General features: G+C 37.7%; 11 protein-coding genes and 1 pseudogene. 7 read left to right on the top strand and 5 right to left on the bottom strand.

Going from position 1 to position 14858, the window contains the following annotated elements; translation table 11 throughout:
- The first annotated feature begins 71 nt into the window (after positions 1–71).
- From B6D67_RS06340 to B6D67_RS06310, 7 genes are all read left to right on the top strand, one after another.
- Entirely contained in the window at positions 72–1268 is a 1197-nt protein-coding gene (locus B6D67_RS06340; RefSeq protein ID WP_002995765.1) for an L-lactate MFS transporter, read from the top strand.
- Positions 1269–1333: 65 nt separating this feature from the next.
- On the top strand, positions 1334–2041 hold the full coding sequence (locus B6D67_RS06335) for an O-methyltransferase (protein WP_002989211.1): 708 nt from the start codon (positions 1334–1336) through the stop codon (positions 2039–2041).
- Between the two features lie 62 nt (positions 2042–2103).
- On the top strand, positions 2104–3159 hold the full coding sequence (gene prsA / locus B6D67_RS06330; RefSeq protein WP_002984003.1) for a peptidylprolyl isomerase PrsA: 1056 nt from the start codon (positions 2104–2106) through the stop codon (positions 3157–3159).
- Between the two features lie 386 nt (positions 3160–3545).
- On the top strand, positions 3546–6164 hold the full coding sequence (gene alaS / locus B6D67_RS06325) for an alanine--tRNA ligase (RefSeq protein ID WP_010922424.1): 2619 nt from the start codon (positions 3546–3548) through the stop codon (positions 6162–6164).
- Positions 6165–6524: 360 nt separating this feature from the next.
- Positions 6525–6740 (top strand): helix-turn-helix transcriptional regulator, encoded by a 216-nt coding sequence (locus tag B6D67_RS06320; protein WP_002989220.1) that lies wholly within the window; start codon positions 6525–6527, stop codon positions 6738–6740.
- Entirely contained in the window at positions 6737–7498 is a 762-nt protein-coding gene (locus B6D67_RS06315) for a DUF3169 family protein (protein WP_010922423.1), read from the top strand. Before B6D67_RS06320 ends, B6D67_RS06315 begins: the two co-directional genes overlap by 4 nt.
- Before the next feature lie 18 nt (positions 7499–7516).
- Complete coding sequence (locus tag B6D67_RS06310) at positions 7517–8212, top strand: CPBP family intramembrane glutamic endopeptidase (protein WP_011285602.1); 696 nt, start codon at positions 7517–7519, stop codon at positions 8210–8212.
- A gap of 91 nt (positions 8213–8303) precedes the next feature.
- On the opposite strand, the pseudogene B6D67_RS10135 reads toward B6D67_RS06310, so the two are convergent.
- From B6D67_RS10135 to B6D67_RS06275, 5 genes and pseudogenes are all read right to left on the bottom strand, one after another.
- Positions 8304–9460 (bottom strand): annotated as a pseudogene (locus B6D67_RS10135) (IS3 family transposase).
- A 137-nt stretch (positions 9461–9597) separates the two neighbouring features.
- A complete protein-coding gene (locus B6D67_RS06290; RefSeq protein ID WP_015055967.1) occupies positions 9598–10824 on the bottom strand; it encodes a chloride channel protein in 1227 nt (408 codons plus the stop codon).
- A gap of 61 nt (positions 10825–10885) precedes the next feature.
- Positions 10886–11845 (bottom strand): class 1b ribonucleoside-diphosphate reductase subunit beta, encoded by a 960-nt coding sequence (gene nrdF, locus B6D67_RS06285; protein WP_002987365.1) that lies wholly within the window; start codon positions 11843–11845, stop codon positions 10886–10888.
- A gap of 332 nt (positions 11846–12177) precedes the next feature.
- On the bottom strand, positions 12178–14337 hold the full coding sequence (gene nrdE, locus B6D67_RS06280) for a class 1b ribonucleoside-diphosphate reductase subunit alpha (RefSeq protein ID WP_010922420.1): 2160 nt from the start codon (positions 14335–14337) through the stop codon (positions 12178–12180).
- Between the two features lie 19 nt (positions 14338–14356).
- A complete protein-coding gene (locus tag B6D67_RS06275) occupies positions 14357–14575 on the bottom strand; it encodes a redoxin NrdH (protein ID WP_002989242.1) in 219 nt (72 codons plus the stop codon).
- Positions 14576–14858: the final 283 nt, after the last annotated feature.

The raw sequence follows: 14858 nt of genomic DNA, 5'->3' as shown, positions 1-14858 counted from the left end.
AATAGAATTAAAATACTAACATTTATGTTTTTTAAAAAATAAACGTTCGTATAATAAAAAAGGAGTTTTTCATGGAAAAAACAAAACGTTATATCATTGCAACAGCAGGGATACTTCTCCACTTAATGTTGGGATCGACCTATGCTTGGAGTGTTTATCGTAATCCAATTTTACAAGAGACCGGTTGGGACCAAGCTCCTGTCGCTTTTGCCTTTTCTTTAGCTATTTTTTGTTTAGGTTTATCTGCTGCTTTTATGGGAAATTTAGTTGAACAATATGGTCCTCGTCTAACCGGAACGGTGTCAGCTATTCTTTATGCTTCTGGAAATATGCTGACTGGTTTAGCGATTGATCGTAAAGAAATTTGGCTTTTATATATTGGTTATGGTGTTATTGGTGGCTTAGGACTTGGAGCGGGATATATCACACCGATATCAACTATTATAAAATGGTTTCCAGATAAAAGAGGCATGGCAACAGGGTTTGCTATTATGGGGTTTGGTTTTGCGTCTTTATTAACAAGTCCGATTGCCCAGTGGCTAATTGAAACAGAAGGTTTGGTAGCAACATTTTACCTTTTAGGGCTGATTTATCTAATAGTTATGCTTTTTGCTTCTCAATTGATAATAAAACCAACTGCTGCTGAGATAGCTATACTAGATAAAAAAAGATTACAAAATAACAGTTATTTAATCGAAGGAATGACCGCTAAAGAAGCACTTAAAACAAAATCATTTTATTGTCTTTGGGTAATTTTATTTATCAATATCACATGTGGCTTAGGACTTATCTCAGTTGTTGCGCCAATGGCACAAGATCTAACTGGTATGAGTCCAGAAATGTCAGCAATTGTGGTTGGTGCTATGGGGATTTTTAACGGTTTCGGTCGTTTAGTGTGGGCTAGTTTGTCAGACTATATTGGACGCCGTGTGACAGTAATACTTTTATTTTTAGTAAGCATAATTATGACTATTAGTTTAATATTTGCACATAGTTCCCTAATTTTCATGATAAGCATTGCCACCCTTATGACTTGTTATGGTGCGGGTTTTTCTCTCATTCCGCCTTATTTAAGTGATCTTTTTGGGGCAAAGGAACTGGCTACATTACATGGGTATATATTGACAGCTTGGGCAATAGCTGCATTAACTGGACCTATGTTATTATCTATCACTGTTGAATGGACTCATAATTATCTTCTTACCTTATGTGTTTTTATTGTCTTATACATTTTAGGATTAATGGTAGCATTAAGGTTAAAGAAATGATGTCCTATAAAAAATTTAAAAGTAAACCCTAGCAAAGCCTAGGGTTTTTTTATATAATTAGGTTTATGGTTAAATCATACAGTAAAACAGCAAATCATAATATGCGTCGTCCTGTTGTCAAAGAAGAGCTTGTTCATTATATGCGAACACGGCAGAAGCAAACCACAGGTTTTTTAGCAGAGTTAGAGCAATTCGCAAGACAAGAAAACATTCCTATTATTCAGCCTGAGGTCGTGGCTTATTTCAGGTTTTTATTGCAAAGCTTACAGCCAAAACACATTTTGGAGATTGGCACAGCCATTGGTTTTTCTGCGCTTTTAATGGCTGAAAATGCACCAGATGCGACGATTGTGACTATTGATCGTAATCGAGAGATGATCGATTTTGCTAAAGCAAATTTTGCTAAGTACGACAGTCGCCAACAGATCCGCCTGTTAGAAGGAGATGCAGCAGATATATTATCTACACTTGAAGGAAATTTTGACTTTGTGTTTATGGATTCCGCCAAATCCAAATATATTGTCTTTCTACCAGAGATTTTAAGACTGCTAAAAGTCGGTGGTGTAGTCATTTTGGATGATGTCTTTCAAGGAGGTGACATTACAAAACCGATCGAAGATATTCGACGAGGTCAGCGTACTATTTATCGTGGCTTACAGTCTTTGTTTGATGCCACCTTAACTCATCCAAACCTAACAACTAGCCTGGTCCCTCTTAGTGATGGATTATTAATGATTCGTAAAAATCAAGCAGATATTGTATTACCAGATTAAGTAACATTGATAAATTTATGTTATAATAAATTAGTTAAAGATAAAAAGGAGCTCAGAAGTAAATGAAAAACTCAAATAAACTCATTGCTAGTGTTGTGACATTGGCCTCAGTGATGGCTTTAGCAGCTTGTCAATCAACTAATGACAATACTAAGGTTATTTCGATGAAAGGTGATACAATTAGCGTTAGTGATTTTTACAATGAAACAAAAAACACAGAAGTATCGCAAAAAGCGATGCTAAATCTGGTAATTAGTCGTGTTTTTGAAGCTCAATATGGTGATAAGGTTTCAAAAAAAGAAGTTGAAAAGGCGTATCATAAAACAGCTGAACAGTATGGCGCTTCATTCTCTGCTGCTTTGGCACAATCAAGCTTGACACCTGAGACTTTTAAGCGTCAGATCCGCTCTTCAAAATTAGTAGAATATGCGGTTAAAGAAGCAGCTAAAAAAGAATTGACAACACAAGAATATAAGAAAGCATATGAATCTTATACTCCAACAATGGCAGTCGAAATGATTACTTTAGATAATGAAGAGACAGCTAAATCAGTCTTAGAGGAACTAAAAGCCGAAGGCGCAGACTTTACAGCTATTGCTAAAGAAAAAACAACAACACCTGAGAAAAAAGTGACCTATAAATTTGATTCAGGTGCGACAAATGTACCGACTGATGTCGTAAAAGCGGCTTCAAGTTTGAATGAGGGTGGCATATCAGACGTTATCTCGGTTTTAGATCCAACTTCTTATCAAAAGAAGTTTTACATTGTTAAGGTGACTAAAAAAGCAGAAAAAAAATCAGATTGGCAAGAATATAAGAAACGTTTGAAAGCTATCATTATAGCTGAAAAATCAAAAGATATGAATTTCCAAAACAAGGTTATTGCAAATGCATTGGATAAAGCTAATGTAAAAATTAAAGACAAAGCTTTTGCTAATATTTTGGCGCAATATGCAAATCTTGGTCAAAAAACTAAAGCTGCAAGTGAAAGTTCAACAACCAGCGAATCATCAAAAGCTGCAGAAGAGAACCCATCAGAATCAGAGCAAACACAGACATCATCAGCTGAAGAACCAACTGAGACTGAGGCTCAGACGCAAGAGCCAGCTGCACAATAAGTAGGATTTTATTGACTAATCAGTTAAAAAAACTTATAATAATTTAGTTAAGAATTGTTTATCAAGGATTAGATACAGAAAAGTGACGGTTGCTGCGAGTCATTGATAATTAGATAAACATGCTACTTAACTTTACAACAATTGATATCGTAAATTAAGAATGACAAGTTCATTGAATAGAGGTGGTACCGCGGTTTTCGCCCTCTGTGAGATGGACTTGTTTTGTATTGAGGACTATTTGAAATCAACGAAAGGAATAGAGTAGACTAGGCTGCCAGGCTTATAGCTGATCTCCTAGCAAGAAAGAAGAGCTGTGTCAACTGGTGTGATTACATTACTAGCTTCAGCATAACACTGTTTTTCTTACTCTTTGTATCTAAATTTTTATGAAAGAATTATCGTCTGCACAAATCCGCCAAATGTGGTTGGATTTCTGGAAATCTAAAGGACATTGCGTTGAGCCTTCAGCTAACTTGGTTCCTGTGAACGACCCAACGCTTCTTTGGATCAACTCAGGTGTTGCAACCTTGAAAAAATATTTTGATGGTTCAGTGATTCCAGAAAATCCACGTATTACCAATGCACAAAAATCAATTCGTACTAATGATATTGAAAATGTTGGTAAAACAGCACGTCACCATACTATGTTTGAAATGCTTGGTAACTTCTCAATTGGAGACTATTTCCGTGATGAAGCTATTGAGTGGGGATTTGAACTCTTGACAAGTCCAGACTGGTTTGATTTCCCTAAAGACAAGCTCTACATGACTTATTACCCAGATGACAAGGATTCGTATAACCGTTGGATTGCTTGTGGCGTTGAACCAAGTCACTTGGTGCCGATCGAGGATAACTTCTGGGAAATCGGTGCTGGTCCTTCAGGTCCAGATACGGAGATTTTCTTCGACCGTGGTGAAGATTTCGATCCAGAAAATATCGGACTTCGCCTCTTGGCTGAAGATATCGAAAACGATCGTTACATCGAAATCTGGAACATCGTTCTCTCACAATTCAATGCTGACCCAGCCGTACCACGTTCAGAATACAAAGAATTACCAAACAAAAACATTGATACAGGTGCTGGTCTTGAACGTCTTGCAGCTGTTATGCAAGGGGCAAAAACAAACTTTGAAACTGACCTCTTCATGCCAATCATCCGTGAAGTAGAGAAGTTGTCAGGTAAAACTTACGATCCAGATGGCGACAACATGAGTTTCAAGGTTATCGCTGACCACATCCGTGCGCTTTCATTTGCTATCGGTGATGGTGCGCTTCCTGGAAATGAAGGTCGTGGTTACGTTCTTCGTCGTCTTCTCCGTCGTGCGGTTATGCACGGTCGCCGTCTTGGCATCAACGAAACTTTCCTTTACAAATTGGTTCCGACTGTTGGACAAATCATGGAAAGCTACTACCCAGAAGTGCTTGAAAAACGTGATTTTATCGAGAAAATCGTTAAACGTGAGGAAGAAACATTTGCTCGTACTATCGATGCAGGTAGCGGTCACTTAGATTCATTGCTTGCGCAGCTTAAGGCTGAAGGTAAGGATACTCTTGAAGGTAAAGATATCTTCAAACTTTATGATACTTATGGATTCCCGGTTGAATTGACAGAGGAATTGGCAGAAGATGCAGGCTACAAGATTGACCACGAAGGCTTTAAGTCAGCCATGAAAGAACAACAAGACCGTGCGCGTGCAGCTGTTGTTAAGGGTGGTTCAATGGGGATGCAAAATGAAACCCTAGCTGGTATTGTTGAAGAATCACGATTCGAATACGACACATATAGTCTTGAATCAAGTCTTTCAGTCATCATCGCTGATAATGAACGTACCGAAGCTGTTTCAGAAGGTCAAGCCCTTCTTGTCTTTGCTCAAACACCATTCTATGCTGAAATGGGTGGACAGGTTGCTGACACAGGTAGAATCAAAAATGATAAGGGTGACACAGTTGCTGAGGTTGTTGATGTTCAAAAAGCACCAAATGGTCAACCTCTACACACTGTAAACGTTTTAGCATCACTTTCAGTTGGAACAAACTACACACTTGAAATCAACAAAGAGCGTCGTTTGGCTGTTGAGAAAAACCACACAGCTACTCACTTGCTCCATGCAGCTCTTCACAATGTTATCGGTGAACACGCAACTCAGGCTGGTTCATTGAACGAAGAAGAATTCTTGCGCTTTGATTTTACTCACTTTGAAGCAGTAAGCAATGAGGAACTTCGTCACATTGAACAAGAAGTTAATGAGCAAATTTGGAACGCTCTTACAATCACAACGACTGAAACTGACGTTGAAACCGCAAAAGAGATGGGAGCAATGGCGCTTTTTGGTGAGAAATATGGTAAAGTGGTTCGTGTGGTTCAAATTGGTAATTATTCTGTTGAACTTTGTGGTGGAACTCACTTAAATAATTCTTCAGAAATCGGTCTCTTCAAGATTGTCAAAGAAGAAGGTATTGGTTCAGGCACTCGTCGTATTATTGCAGTTACTGGTAGACAAGCTTTTGAAGCTTATCGTAACCAAGAGGATGCCCTAAAAGAGATCGCTGCTACTGTAAAAGCTCCGCAATTGAAAGATGCAGCAGCTAAAGTACAAGCTCTTAGCGACTCGCTTCGTGATCTTCAAAAAGAAAATGCAGAACTTAAAGAAAAAGCAGCAGCTGCAGCAGCTGGTGATGTCTTTAAAGATGTTCAAGAAGCTAAGGGCGTGCGCTTCATTGCTAGTCAAGTTGATGTTGCAGATGCAGGGGCACTTCGTACATTTGCTGATAACTGGAAACAAAAAGACTACTCTGATGTGCTTGTTCTCGTAGCAGCTATTGGTGAGAAGGTTAATGTCCTTGTTGCAAGCAAAACCAAAGATGTCCACGCTGGTAACATGATCAAAGAATTGGCACCAATTGTAGCAGGTCGTGGTGGAGGTAAACCAGACATGGCTATGGCAGGTGGTAGCGATGCAAGTAAAATTGCAGAGCTGCTAGCAGCAGTTGCTGAAATAGTGTAAATCCATAAAAAACCAAGTTATTTAGAACTTGGTTTTTTATATTTGAAATGACTACCATCATAACCTTTTTGACTATTATCGTTGTCAAAAAGAAAAAGATATGTTACAATTATAGTAACAAATAGACATGAGGAGGTGTTAGAGAAAATGACACATGGTATCAAACTTAAGAGGCAGATTTGCTTATGGGCAAGTATCCTGACTCTTTTCATTTTAAGTTATCATCTTATCAGGGTAATCTGGTTTGGAGTACCCTTGAGTTATCTGGTTTTGGGCTTTACAGGACTAGCCTTGCTGTTGAATACTTTTTCTTATTTTAGAAAGTAAGTTATAAGTTAAAGGAGAATGAAGGAGATGGCAATGGAGGTTATTCTTAAAAATCGGCTCAAAGAATTACGAGCTAGAGATGGAATTAATCAAACGGAAATGGCTAAACTGGCAGGAGTATCGAGGCAGACCATCAGTCTCATTGAGCGTAACGAGTACACCCCATCAGTTATAATTGCCATGAAAATTGCAAAGGTATTTCAGGAACCAGTTGAAGAGGTGTTTCGTCTAGTGGAGGTCGAGGAATGAAAAAGAAGAAGAATAGTTTTTTACGCTTGTTAAAAATGTCATTGCTATCAAGTTTGGCGGGAGGGATTATAGGTGGCATGGTTGGAGCCTTTTTAGGTTACCATGGAGGGAGATTAGATCATCTCACGTTCCTAAAAGATGATGTGATTAACCTGATTATCTTATTAAATCGTCTAGTAGTTGTCACAGACCTCACACTTTCTTTTGTTTTTTTAACGCAACTGAAAAAAGAGACAGCTGTTTATAACACAATTGAAGAGGATGATATTTCTGAAAATGGTTACCGTCAGCTGAATAAAAAGCATGCTTATACCATGTTATTGATTGCCGTAGCTTCTATTTTATCCATGTGCAATGTGCTACTTGGTCTGACCTTAACTAATGATTCACAGCATGCCATGCTGGCCATTCCGCTTCTGGATATCCTTTTATTATTAATGGTCATTCCTTTTCAAGCTTTAGCCATGAAACGTTACAATGCCATTCGGGGAACCGATGTTCCTTATTTTCCAAATTTGAAAGAATTAAAACATAATATCATGGCTCTAGATGAGGCAGAGTTACAAGCCTATCATAAGACATCGTTTGAAAGTGTGTTGTCATTAAATGGAGTCATCATCCCTTCCTTGTATGTGATTTTATTTTTTGTCTATCTATTCACTGGTCAAGTGGAGTTAACAGCCATCTTAGTTTTGGTGTTAATTCAGCTCTATTTACTCGTTAAGAGTGCAACAATGACCAGACAATTTTACCGTTAGCCTAAAAGGAGACTGTTTATGAAAGGATTCATTAATTATTTAAAAATAGCAGTGCTCATTATTCTGGCTATGGTTTTCAATGTCCTTCCGATGATTTTATTGCAAAAGCAACACGATATTCCTATGGTACTTAATTGGGGAATTGGTATTTTCTACTTGGTTATTGTTGGAAGTGTCCTTATTGTATTATGGCGTCTTTATCAAGCTAAGCAAGACACCTCTATTAAACAGCAAAAAATGAGATTGGTTGACTGGGGTTATTTAGCATTATTTTGGTTAATCATCCGTGTGATAGCTATTGTAGGTACCCTTGTTAACCAGCTATGGTCTGGTCAACAAGTGAGTGCTAATGATGCTGCAATACATACCTTAGCTAGACTTATCAAAGGTGGTTTCCCGCTTTATACTGCCCTATTTGTACTTGTGATAGCTTTTATCGCTCCTATTATGGAAGAACTAGTCTTTAGAGGATTTCCTATGATTGATCTCTTCAAAGGAAAATCACTTAAGGTGGCAGGTTTAGTGACCTCTCTTGTTTTTGCTTTACCACATGCCACCAATAGTGTTGAATTTATCATGTACAGCTGTATGGGCATTTTTCTCTTTGTTGCCTATCAAAGACGAGGAAACTTAAAAGATGCTATCTTGTTACATATTTTTAATAACTTGATTGAAGTCATTTTGTTAATGTCAATAGGCTTAGGAGTCATATAATAAAAAGCTTCGGATGGATGAACTGCACCCCAAAAGTTGGACAAAAAAACTAACATTTGGTTGGACTTGTCAAGAAAAAATAGACATAAAGTTAAGCTAATGAGTAACTATTTTTTTCAAATTCAACAGGTGAGAGATACCCTAAAGCTGAATGCAGACGTTTGGGGTTATAGTAAGTCTCACTATATTTAAAAATCTCAAGCTGAGCTTGCTTAATAGTTGCGAAATGAGCATCATTGACAAGCTCTCTTTTTAATGTTTTATAAAAGGCCTCCATGAGTGCATTATCGTATGGATTACCTTTTCGACTCATCCTGGACTTACATTTTTTCCATCTAAGTAGGTCCTGAAATCATGCTCCGGTATATTGAGAACCCTGATCTGTATGGACGATTACCCCTTCTTTAGGCTTTTCTCTATTATAAGCTTGATTGAAAGCTTCTGTTACCAACTTGTCTTGCATACGTTAGCCCATTGCCCAACCAACAACCTTTCTACTATAAACGTCTATCAAGACAGACACATAAAGTATTCCTTCTTGTGTAGGAATGTAGGTTAGGTCTCCTAGCCATAATTTATTCTTACCAGTCGCTTGGAAACATTGATTAACAAGATTGGGACGAGTTCATGAAGAACGTCGACGGTTATAGTATTTATATTGATATCGACTTCCTTTAGCATAGAGACCTAGCTGATGAAGGAGTCTACCAACACGTTTATAATTGACATGGATGCCACGTCTACAAAGTTCTTGGGTAATTCGTACACTTCCGTAACGCTCTTTATGTTCATAGAAAATGGCTTTAATCATTTCCTTTAAAGCTTCATTCTCAACATGCCTTGAAGAGGGACGACGTTTTAAATAAGCATAGAAACCTGAACGGGAGACTTGAAGAGTTTGACAGGTGTGATGACTATTCAAGCTAACACTATTTTCCTTCAGAAGCTGAAATTTTATTTCCGGTTTGGCTTCAAAAAGACCTGGAACTTTTTTAGAAGAGCTAATTCCTCCTGTAGCAGTTTGTGCTCTTTTTCAAGTTTTTTTGTCTTAAATTGAGCATGACGAAGTGCGCTCCCATGTCCTGGGAACGCACTTTCTCCATATTTTTCATATTCTTGAATCCATTGATAAAGACTATTGGGATGAATTTCTAAAGTTGAACTAACCATTTTTACAGGCTGCTCTTCCTCAAGGATGAGTTTTACAGCAGAGAGTTTGAAGGCTTTATCAAAGGTTTTTCTTGGCATAATGACTTTTCCTCGTTTCCACTTAATTTTGTGTCTACTTTATTATACCAAGTCCAACTTTGCTTAAAATATAATGTCCAACTTTTGGGGTGCAGTTCATTCATCCGAAGCTTTTTATTAAAAAAGTAATTAACTAATCATTTAAGGATGAAACGATAAAACTGATAGCTAAAATAAAAAATGAGGTTAGCTAATGCTAAAGGGATAATCATTAGTAACGATTGGCCTGTAATTTCAACCAGAAAAACTGGTGCCGCCAAGGGTATCTTATTGATCACACCTAAAAAGATTGTTGCACCAACCATAATGGCTAACGTATTTGATAGAGACAAGGGAATAAGGTACTGACTAAGGATAGCTAGTAGTAAGCCACTAGCACCTCCAAGCATCATAGAAGGAGCAATTTTACCCCCTTTTGCTCCAGAAGCAAAAACTAAAGAGATAGCGACAGCTTTGGCAACAAGTAGCCAGCTAATATAGCTCAGATGTGGTTCTTCATGGAGAAAAAAGAGTAATCCAGCTTTGCCATTTCCTAAAATCTCTGGGAAGAAAATGCTGAGTCCTGCGATAAGGCTAAAAGCGATGAGAACTTTCGGAATAAACCACTGACTTTTGGCATCAGCCTTAGGAAGGTGTTTCAAAAGATGTTTGTAAGCGTGAGCAAAGAGGGAAAGGATAAGACCAGCCAGGACGGACCCAATAAGGGTTCCTAGCGTCCAATGTTGCTGAGGCATTAGGTATTGAATCTCATGTCGGCCTTGTAATAAAGCAACTGTTTCCACAGCCACATAGCTCGTTAGGCAGGCAGCGTATATATTTTTAAGGGACCAACGGTTAAGAATAGCTTCTAAGATAAATAAAATAGTGGCTAAGGGAGCATTGTAGACAGCACCAAGGGCAGCGCCAGAAGCGCAGGCTAATAAAAGTTTTTGATCGGCTTTTGACAAGTTGCATCTTTGGCTCCAAAGAGACGTCAAGGTAACAGCGACTTCCCGTGAAGCTCCTTCTCGGCCGACAGGAGCTCCCATAGATACGGTCGTTAATTGGAGCCAACCATGCCAAAACTGTGTCCAGGGACTAAATGAGATGTCATCTTGAATGATTTGCTGAATAGATTGAATGTCCTTTCCTTTTTTAGCCAATAGGTGCCACCCAAGACCTGCAAGAAGTCCAGCAAAGAGGAGTGAAAGAGCTCGTCTTTGTGGTGGAACACTAGCAATCATAGTGCTAAAAGAACCTTGACTGAATCCAAAACTGAGGGACTGAATCAGGTGAATGGCTTTTGTTAAGATAAAAGCAACAAGGCCAGCTGTTAAACCTGTTAAAAAGAGGTAAAAGGTCAAGAGTAAAAAGTGTCGTTTCATAAGACTATTATAACAAAAGTTAAGAAAAGAGACTGATAGATTATCAGTCTCGTGAGCACTATTAGAGTCCATAATTATAATCGTCATCAGACATAGCTTCTACAGAACCAAGAAGATAGCCATTCCCTACCTGTGAGAAAAAGTCATGGTTTGATGTTCCTGTTGAAATACCATTCATAACAATTGGGTTAACATCGTTTGCAGTATCTGGGAATAAAGGATCTTGTCCTAAATTCATAAGAGCTTTGTTAGCATTGTAGCGTAAAAAGGTCATAACTTCCTCAGTCCACCCTACGCCATCATAAAGCGTTTTGGTGTATTTTTCTTCATTTTCATACAGCTGATAAAGGAGGTCATACATCCAATCACGAAAATTCTCTTGCTCATCTTCTGGTAGTTCGTTAAAACCAAGCTGGAATTTGTAACCGATATAAGTACCATGTACAGATTCATCACGAATAATTAGTTTAATGATTTCAGCAACATTTGCTAGCTTATTATTTCCCAAATAGTAAAGAGGGGTGAAAAAGCCAGAATAAAAAAGGAAAGTTTCGAGATATGTTGAGGCAACTTTCTTTTGTAAGGCATCTCCATTAGCGTAAATGTCATTGATAATACGTGCTTTTTCTTGAAGAAACTCATTATTATTAGTCCACTCAAAGATCTCTTCAATTTCTTTTTTGGTGTTTAAGGTTGAAAAGATAGACGAATAAGATTTAGCGTGAACAGATTCCATGAATTGAATATTGTTTAAGACAGCTTCTTCGTGAGGAGTGCGAACATCAGCACGAATAGCTTCGACACCAGTTTCTGATTGCATGGTATCAAGTAGGGTTAATCCTCCAAAAACCTTGCCAACAAGATCTTTTTCTTGAAGAGAAAGTTTGCGCCAATCGTCTAAGTCATTTGATAAAGGGATACGGGTATCAAGCCAAAATTGTTCGGTCAACTTTTCCCAAGTTGACTTGTCAATGACGTCTTCGATTTCATTCCAGTTAATTGCTTCATAATATGTAGTCATAGAAAAATGATCTCCTAAAGAGTAGTAAAGTGCGTTAAGGATATCGAGATAAACCAGTAGAACCGACCAAAGTTCTACCGGTAATAATAAGTTTAAATAGATTCAAAAGGGTAACGAATGAGTTAGTGAGTGGTTTAGGCAGATCGCCTAAAGCGATTGCCCAAGAAGTAATAGATGTTTTAGCATCATTAGGGCATATCGAGGAATTACGACACGGAGTAAGGAAAGTCGATAATACTTTCCTTACGTAGTTAGTGAGTGGTTTAGGCAGATCGCCTAAAGCGACTGCCGTAGAAGTAATAGATGCTTTAGCATCATTACTTCTTAACCAATTAAATGACACAAGATTCACATTGGTTTGCGCCCACTTCTTCCCCATCATCCGTAAAGGTACGGATATAGTAGATAGATTTAATGCCTTTATTGAAAGCGTAGTTTCGTAAGATGGATAAATCACGAGTGGTTTGTTTGCTTTGTGTTTTCCACTCATAAAGCTCCATAGGCAACTCACTACGAAGGAATAGAGTTAATGACAAGCCTTGGTCCACATGTTCGGTCGCAGCGGCATAGACATCAATAACTTTGCGCATGTCCATATCGTAAGCAGATGTATAGTAAGGAATGGTATCCGTAGACAAACCATTTGCAGGATAGTAGATTTTACCAATTTTCTTTTCTTGACGCTCTTCGATGCGTTGTGTGATTGGGTGAATAGAAGCAGAGCAGTCATTGATATAAGAAATAGAGCCATTTGGAGCAACTGCTAGTCGGTTTTGATGATAAAGACCATCTTTTTGAACGGCGTCGCGAAGAGCCTCCCAATCTGAAGCTTGCGGAATAAAATGGTCTTTGAACAGATCTTTCACCAAATCAGATTTTGGAACAAAGTGTCCTGTAACGTATTTATCAAAGTAACTACCATTAGCGTACTTAGAGTTCTCAAAGCCAACAAAGGTAGTTTGGCGCTCACGAGCGATGTTATTGGATTCGACCAAGGTCCAATAATTCAGGAGCATAAAGTAAATATCAGTAAACTCGATGGATTCTGGACTGCCATATTCAATATGATGTTGAGCAAGGTAAGAATGTAGTCCCATAGCTCCAAGGCCAAAAGTATGAGCTTGGCTATTGCCATGTTTAATGGTTGGAACAGCTTCAATGCTTGATGAATCAGTAACAAAAGTTAGGGCACGTGTCATGGTCTTAATAGAACGGCCAAAGTCTGGTGAGGTCATCATGTTCAGGATATTAGTGGAACCTAAGTTACATGAAATATCAGTTCCCATTTCTACAAACTCTTGCGCATCATTGATAAGGCTAGGTGTTTGAACTTGTAAAATTTCAGAACACAAGTTGCTCATGATGATTTTTCCATCGATAGGATTAGCTTTATTAGCTGTATCAATATTGATGATATAAGGGTAACCAGATTCTTGTTGTAATTTTGAAATCTCTGTTTCAAGATCACGAGCTTTAATTTTAGTCTTAGTAATTTTAGGGTTCGCCACTAACTCATCGTACATATTGGTAATGTCGAGATAGTTAAAGGGAATGCCATATTCTTTTTCAACATTGTAAGGACTAAAGAGATACATGTCCTCGTTTTTACGAGCTAATTCGTAGAATTTATCAGGAACGGTAATCCCTAGTGACAAGGTTTTAACACGCACCTTTTCATCGGCATTTTCTTTTTTAGTAGATAAGAAAGCAATGATATCAGGATGAAAAACATTTAGGTAAACAACACCAGCTCCTTGACGTTGCCCAAGTTGATTTGAATAAGAAAAACTATCTTCAAATAATTTCATAACAGGAACAACTCCTGAGGCTGCACCAGCATAGCCTTTGATTGGTGCGCCAGCTTCACGGAGGTTAGACAAGGTAATCCCAACTCCTCCACCAATACGGGATAATTGCAAAGCAGAGTTGATAGAACGTCCGATAGAGTTCATGTCATCAGTTACTTGAATCAAGAAACAAGAGACCAATTCACCACGACGGCTTCGACCAGCATTTAAAAAGGAAGGAGTAGCCGGTTGGTAACGTTGGTTAATCATTTCAACGGCTAAATCTTTTGCTAAGTCTTCTTGACCATCTGCAAAATACAAAGCATTAAACAAGACACGGTCTTCAAGGTTTTCTAAATAATGCTCTCCATCATTTGTTTTTAAGGCGTATTGCTGGTAGAACTTGTAGGCTGCCATAAATGATTTAAAGCGAAAATTTTCTGATTTGATTATGCTATCTAATTCAGTAATAAATTCAGGGCGGTATTTCTGAATAAAAGCTGATTCAATGTAATCATTTGAGATTAAATACTCAATTTTTTCCGTAATGGAAGTAAAAGACATGGTGTTTGGCAGCACATTTTCAGCGGAAAAAGCTTTTAAAGCTTCTTTGTCTTTATGAAGTGGAATTTTACCATTAACAGGACGGTTAATTTCATTATTTAGGCGAAAATATGAAATATCGCCAAGATCTTTGAGACTCATATTATTTTTCCTTGTCTTATTAAATCAATTCTTTTAACTTTGCAGGTTGGAAGCCAGAAAATACGAGGTTATCTGCTTCGATAACAGGAGCAGATGTGAAGCCAAGACTTTTCACATAATCCACTTTTTCAGGATGTTCATCGATATTAATTTCCTGGAAGTTGGCTCCGTGTTGTTCTAAAAATTTCTTAGTCATTTTGCACTGCATGCAATTATTTTTGGAATATACTGTAATCATGTCTTGTCCTTCTAAAATTAGTAATGGTTCCATCTTAAATGGAATTACTATAATAGCATATAAAAAATAAAGCTAAAAAGCAAGCTATAAACTTATCTGAAACACAACATATTGTGTTGAAATAAAAAACAGAAACCTAAATATTGTGTCAATCTGGATTCTTATGGTTAGAGCTCTAGCGTTTTGGTGATAGAAGTTAAGCAGTTTTAATAAAGCATTAAAGTCTGAAAAATAAATTGTGAAAAACGTGAAAATAAAAGAAAATAATTTCACATTTTTTGTC

This window comes from Streptococcus pyogenes, from assembly GCF_002055535.1.
Taxonomy (GTDB): domain Bacteria; phylum Bacillota; class Bacilli; order Lactobacillales; family Streptococcaceae; genus Streptococcus; species Streptococcus pyogenes.
This window is presented reverse-complemented; position numbering and strand designations above follow the sequence as displayed.

What these genes read in the sequence shown, in the direction of transcription:
- B6D67_RS06340 (WP_002995765.1), top strand. Translation starts at nt 72, where the DNA reads ATGGAAAAAACAAAACGTTATATCATTGCAACAGCAGGGATACTTCTC.
- prsA (WP_002984003.1), top strand. Translation starts at nt 2,104, where the DNA reads ATGAAAAACTCAAATAAACTCATTGCTAGTGTTGTGACATTGGCCTCA.
- alaS (WP_010922424.1), top strand. Translation starts at nt 3,546, where the DNA reads ATGAAAGAATTATCGTCTGCACAAATCCGCCAAATGTGGTTGGATTTC.
- B6D67_RS06315 (WP_010922423.1), top strand. Translation starts at nt 6,737, where the DNA reads ATGAAAAAGAAGAAGAATAGTTTTTTACGCTTGTTAAAAATGTCATTG.
- B6D67_RS06310 (WP_011285602.1), top strand. Translation starts at nt 7,517, where the DNA reads ATGAAAGGATTCATTAATTATTTAAAAATAGCAGTGCTCATTATTCTG.
- B6D67_RS06320 (WP_002989220.1), top strand. Translation starts at nt 6,525, where the DNA reads ATGGAGGTTATTCTTAAAAATCGGCTCAAAGAATTACGAGCTAGAGAT.
- B6D67_RS06335 (WP_002989211.1), top strand. Translation starts at nt 1,334, where the DNA reads ATGGTTAAATCATACAGTAAAACAGCAAATCATAATATGCGTCGTCCT.
- B6D67_RS06275 (WP_002989242.1), bottom strand. Translation starts at nt 14,575, where the DNA reads ATGATTACAGTATATTCCAAAAATAATTGCATGCAGTGCAAAATGACT.
- B6D67_RS06290 (WP_015055967.1), bottom strand. Translation starts at nt 10,824, where the DNA reads ATGAAACGACACTTTTTACTCTTGACCTTTTACCTCTTTTTAACAGGT.
- nrdF (WP_002987365.1), bottom strand. Translation starts at nt 11,845, where the DNA reads ATGACTACATATTATGAAGCAATTAACTGGAATGAAATCGAAGACGTC.
- nrdE (WP_010922420.1), bottom strand. Translation starts at nt 14,337, where the DNA reads ATGAGTCTCAAAGATCTTGGCGATATTTCATATTTTCGCCTAAATAAT.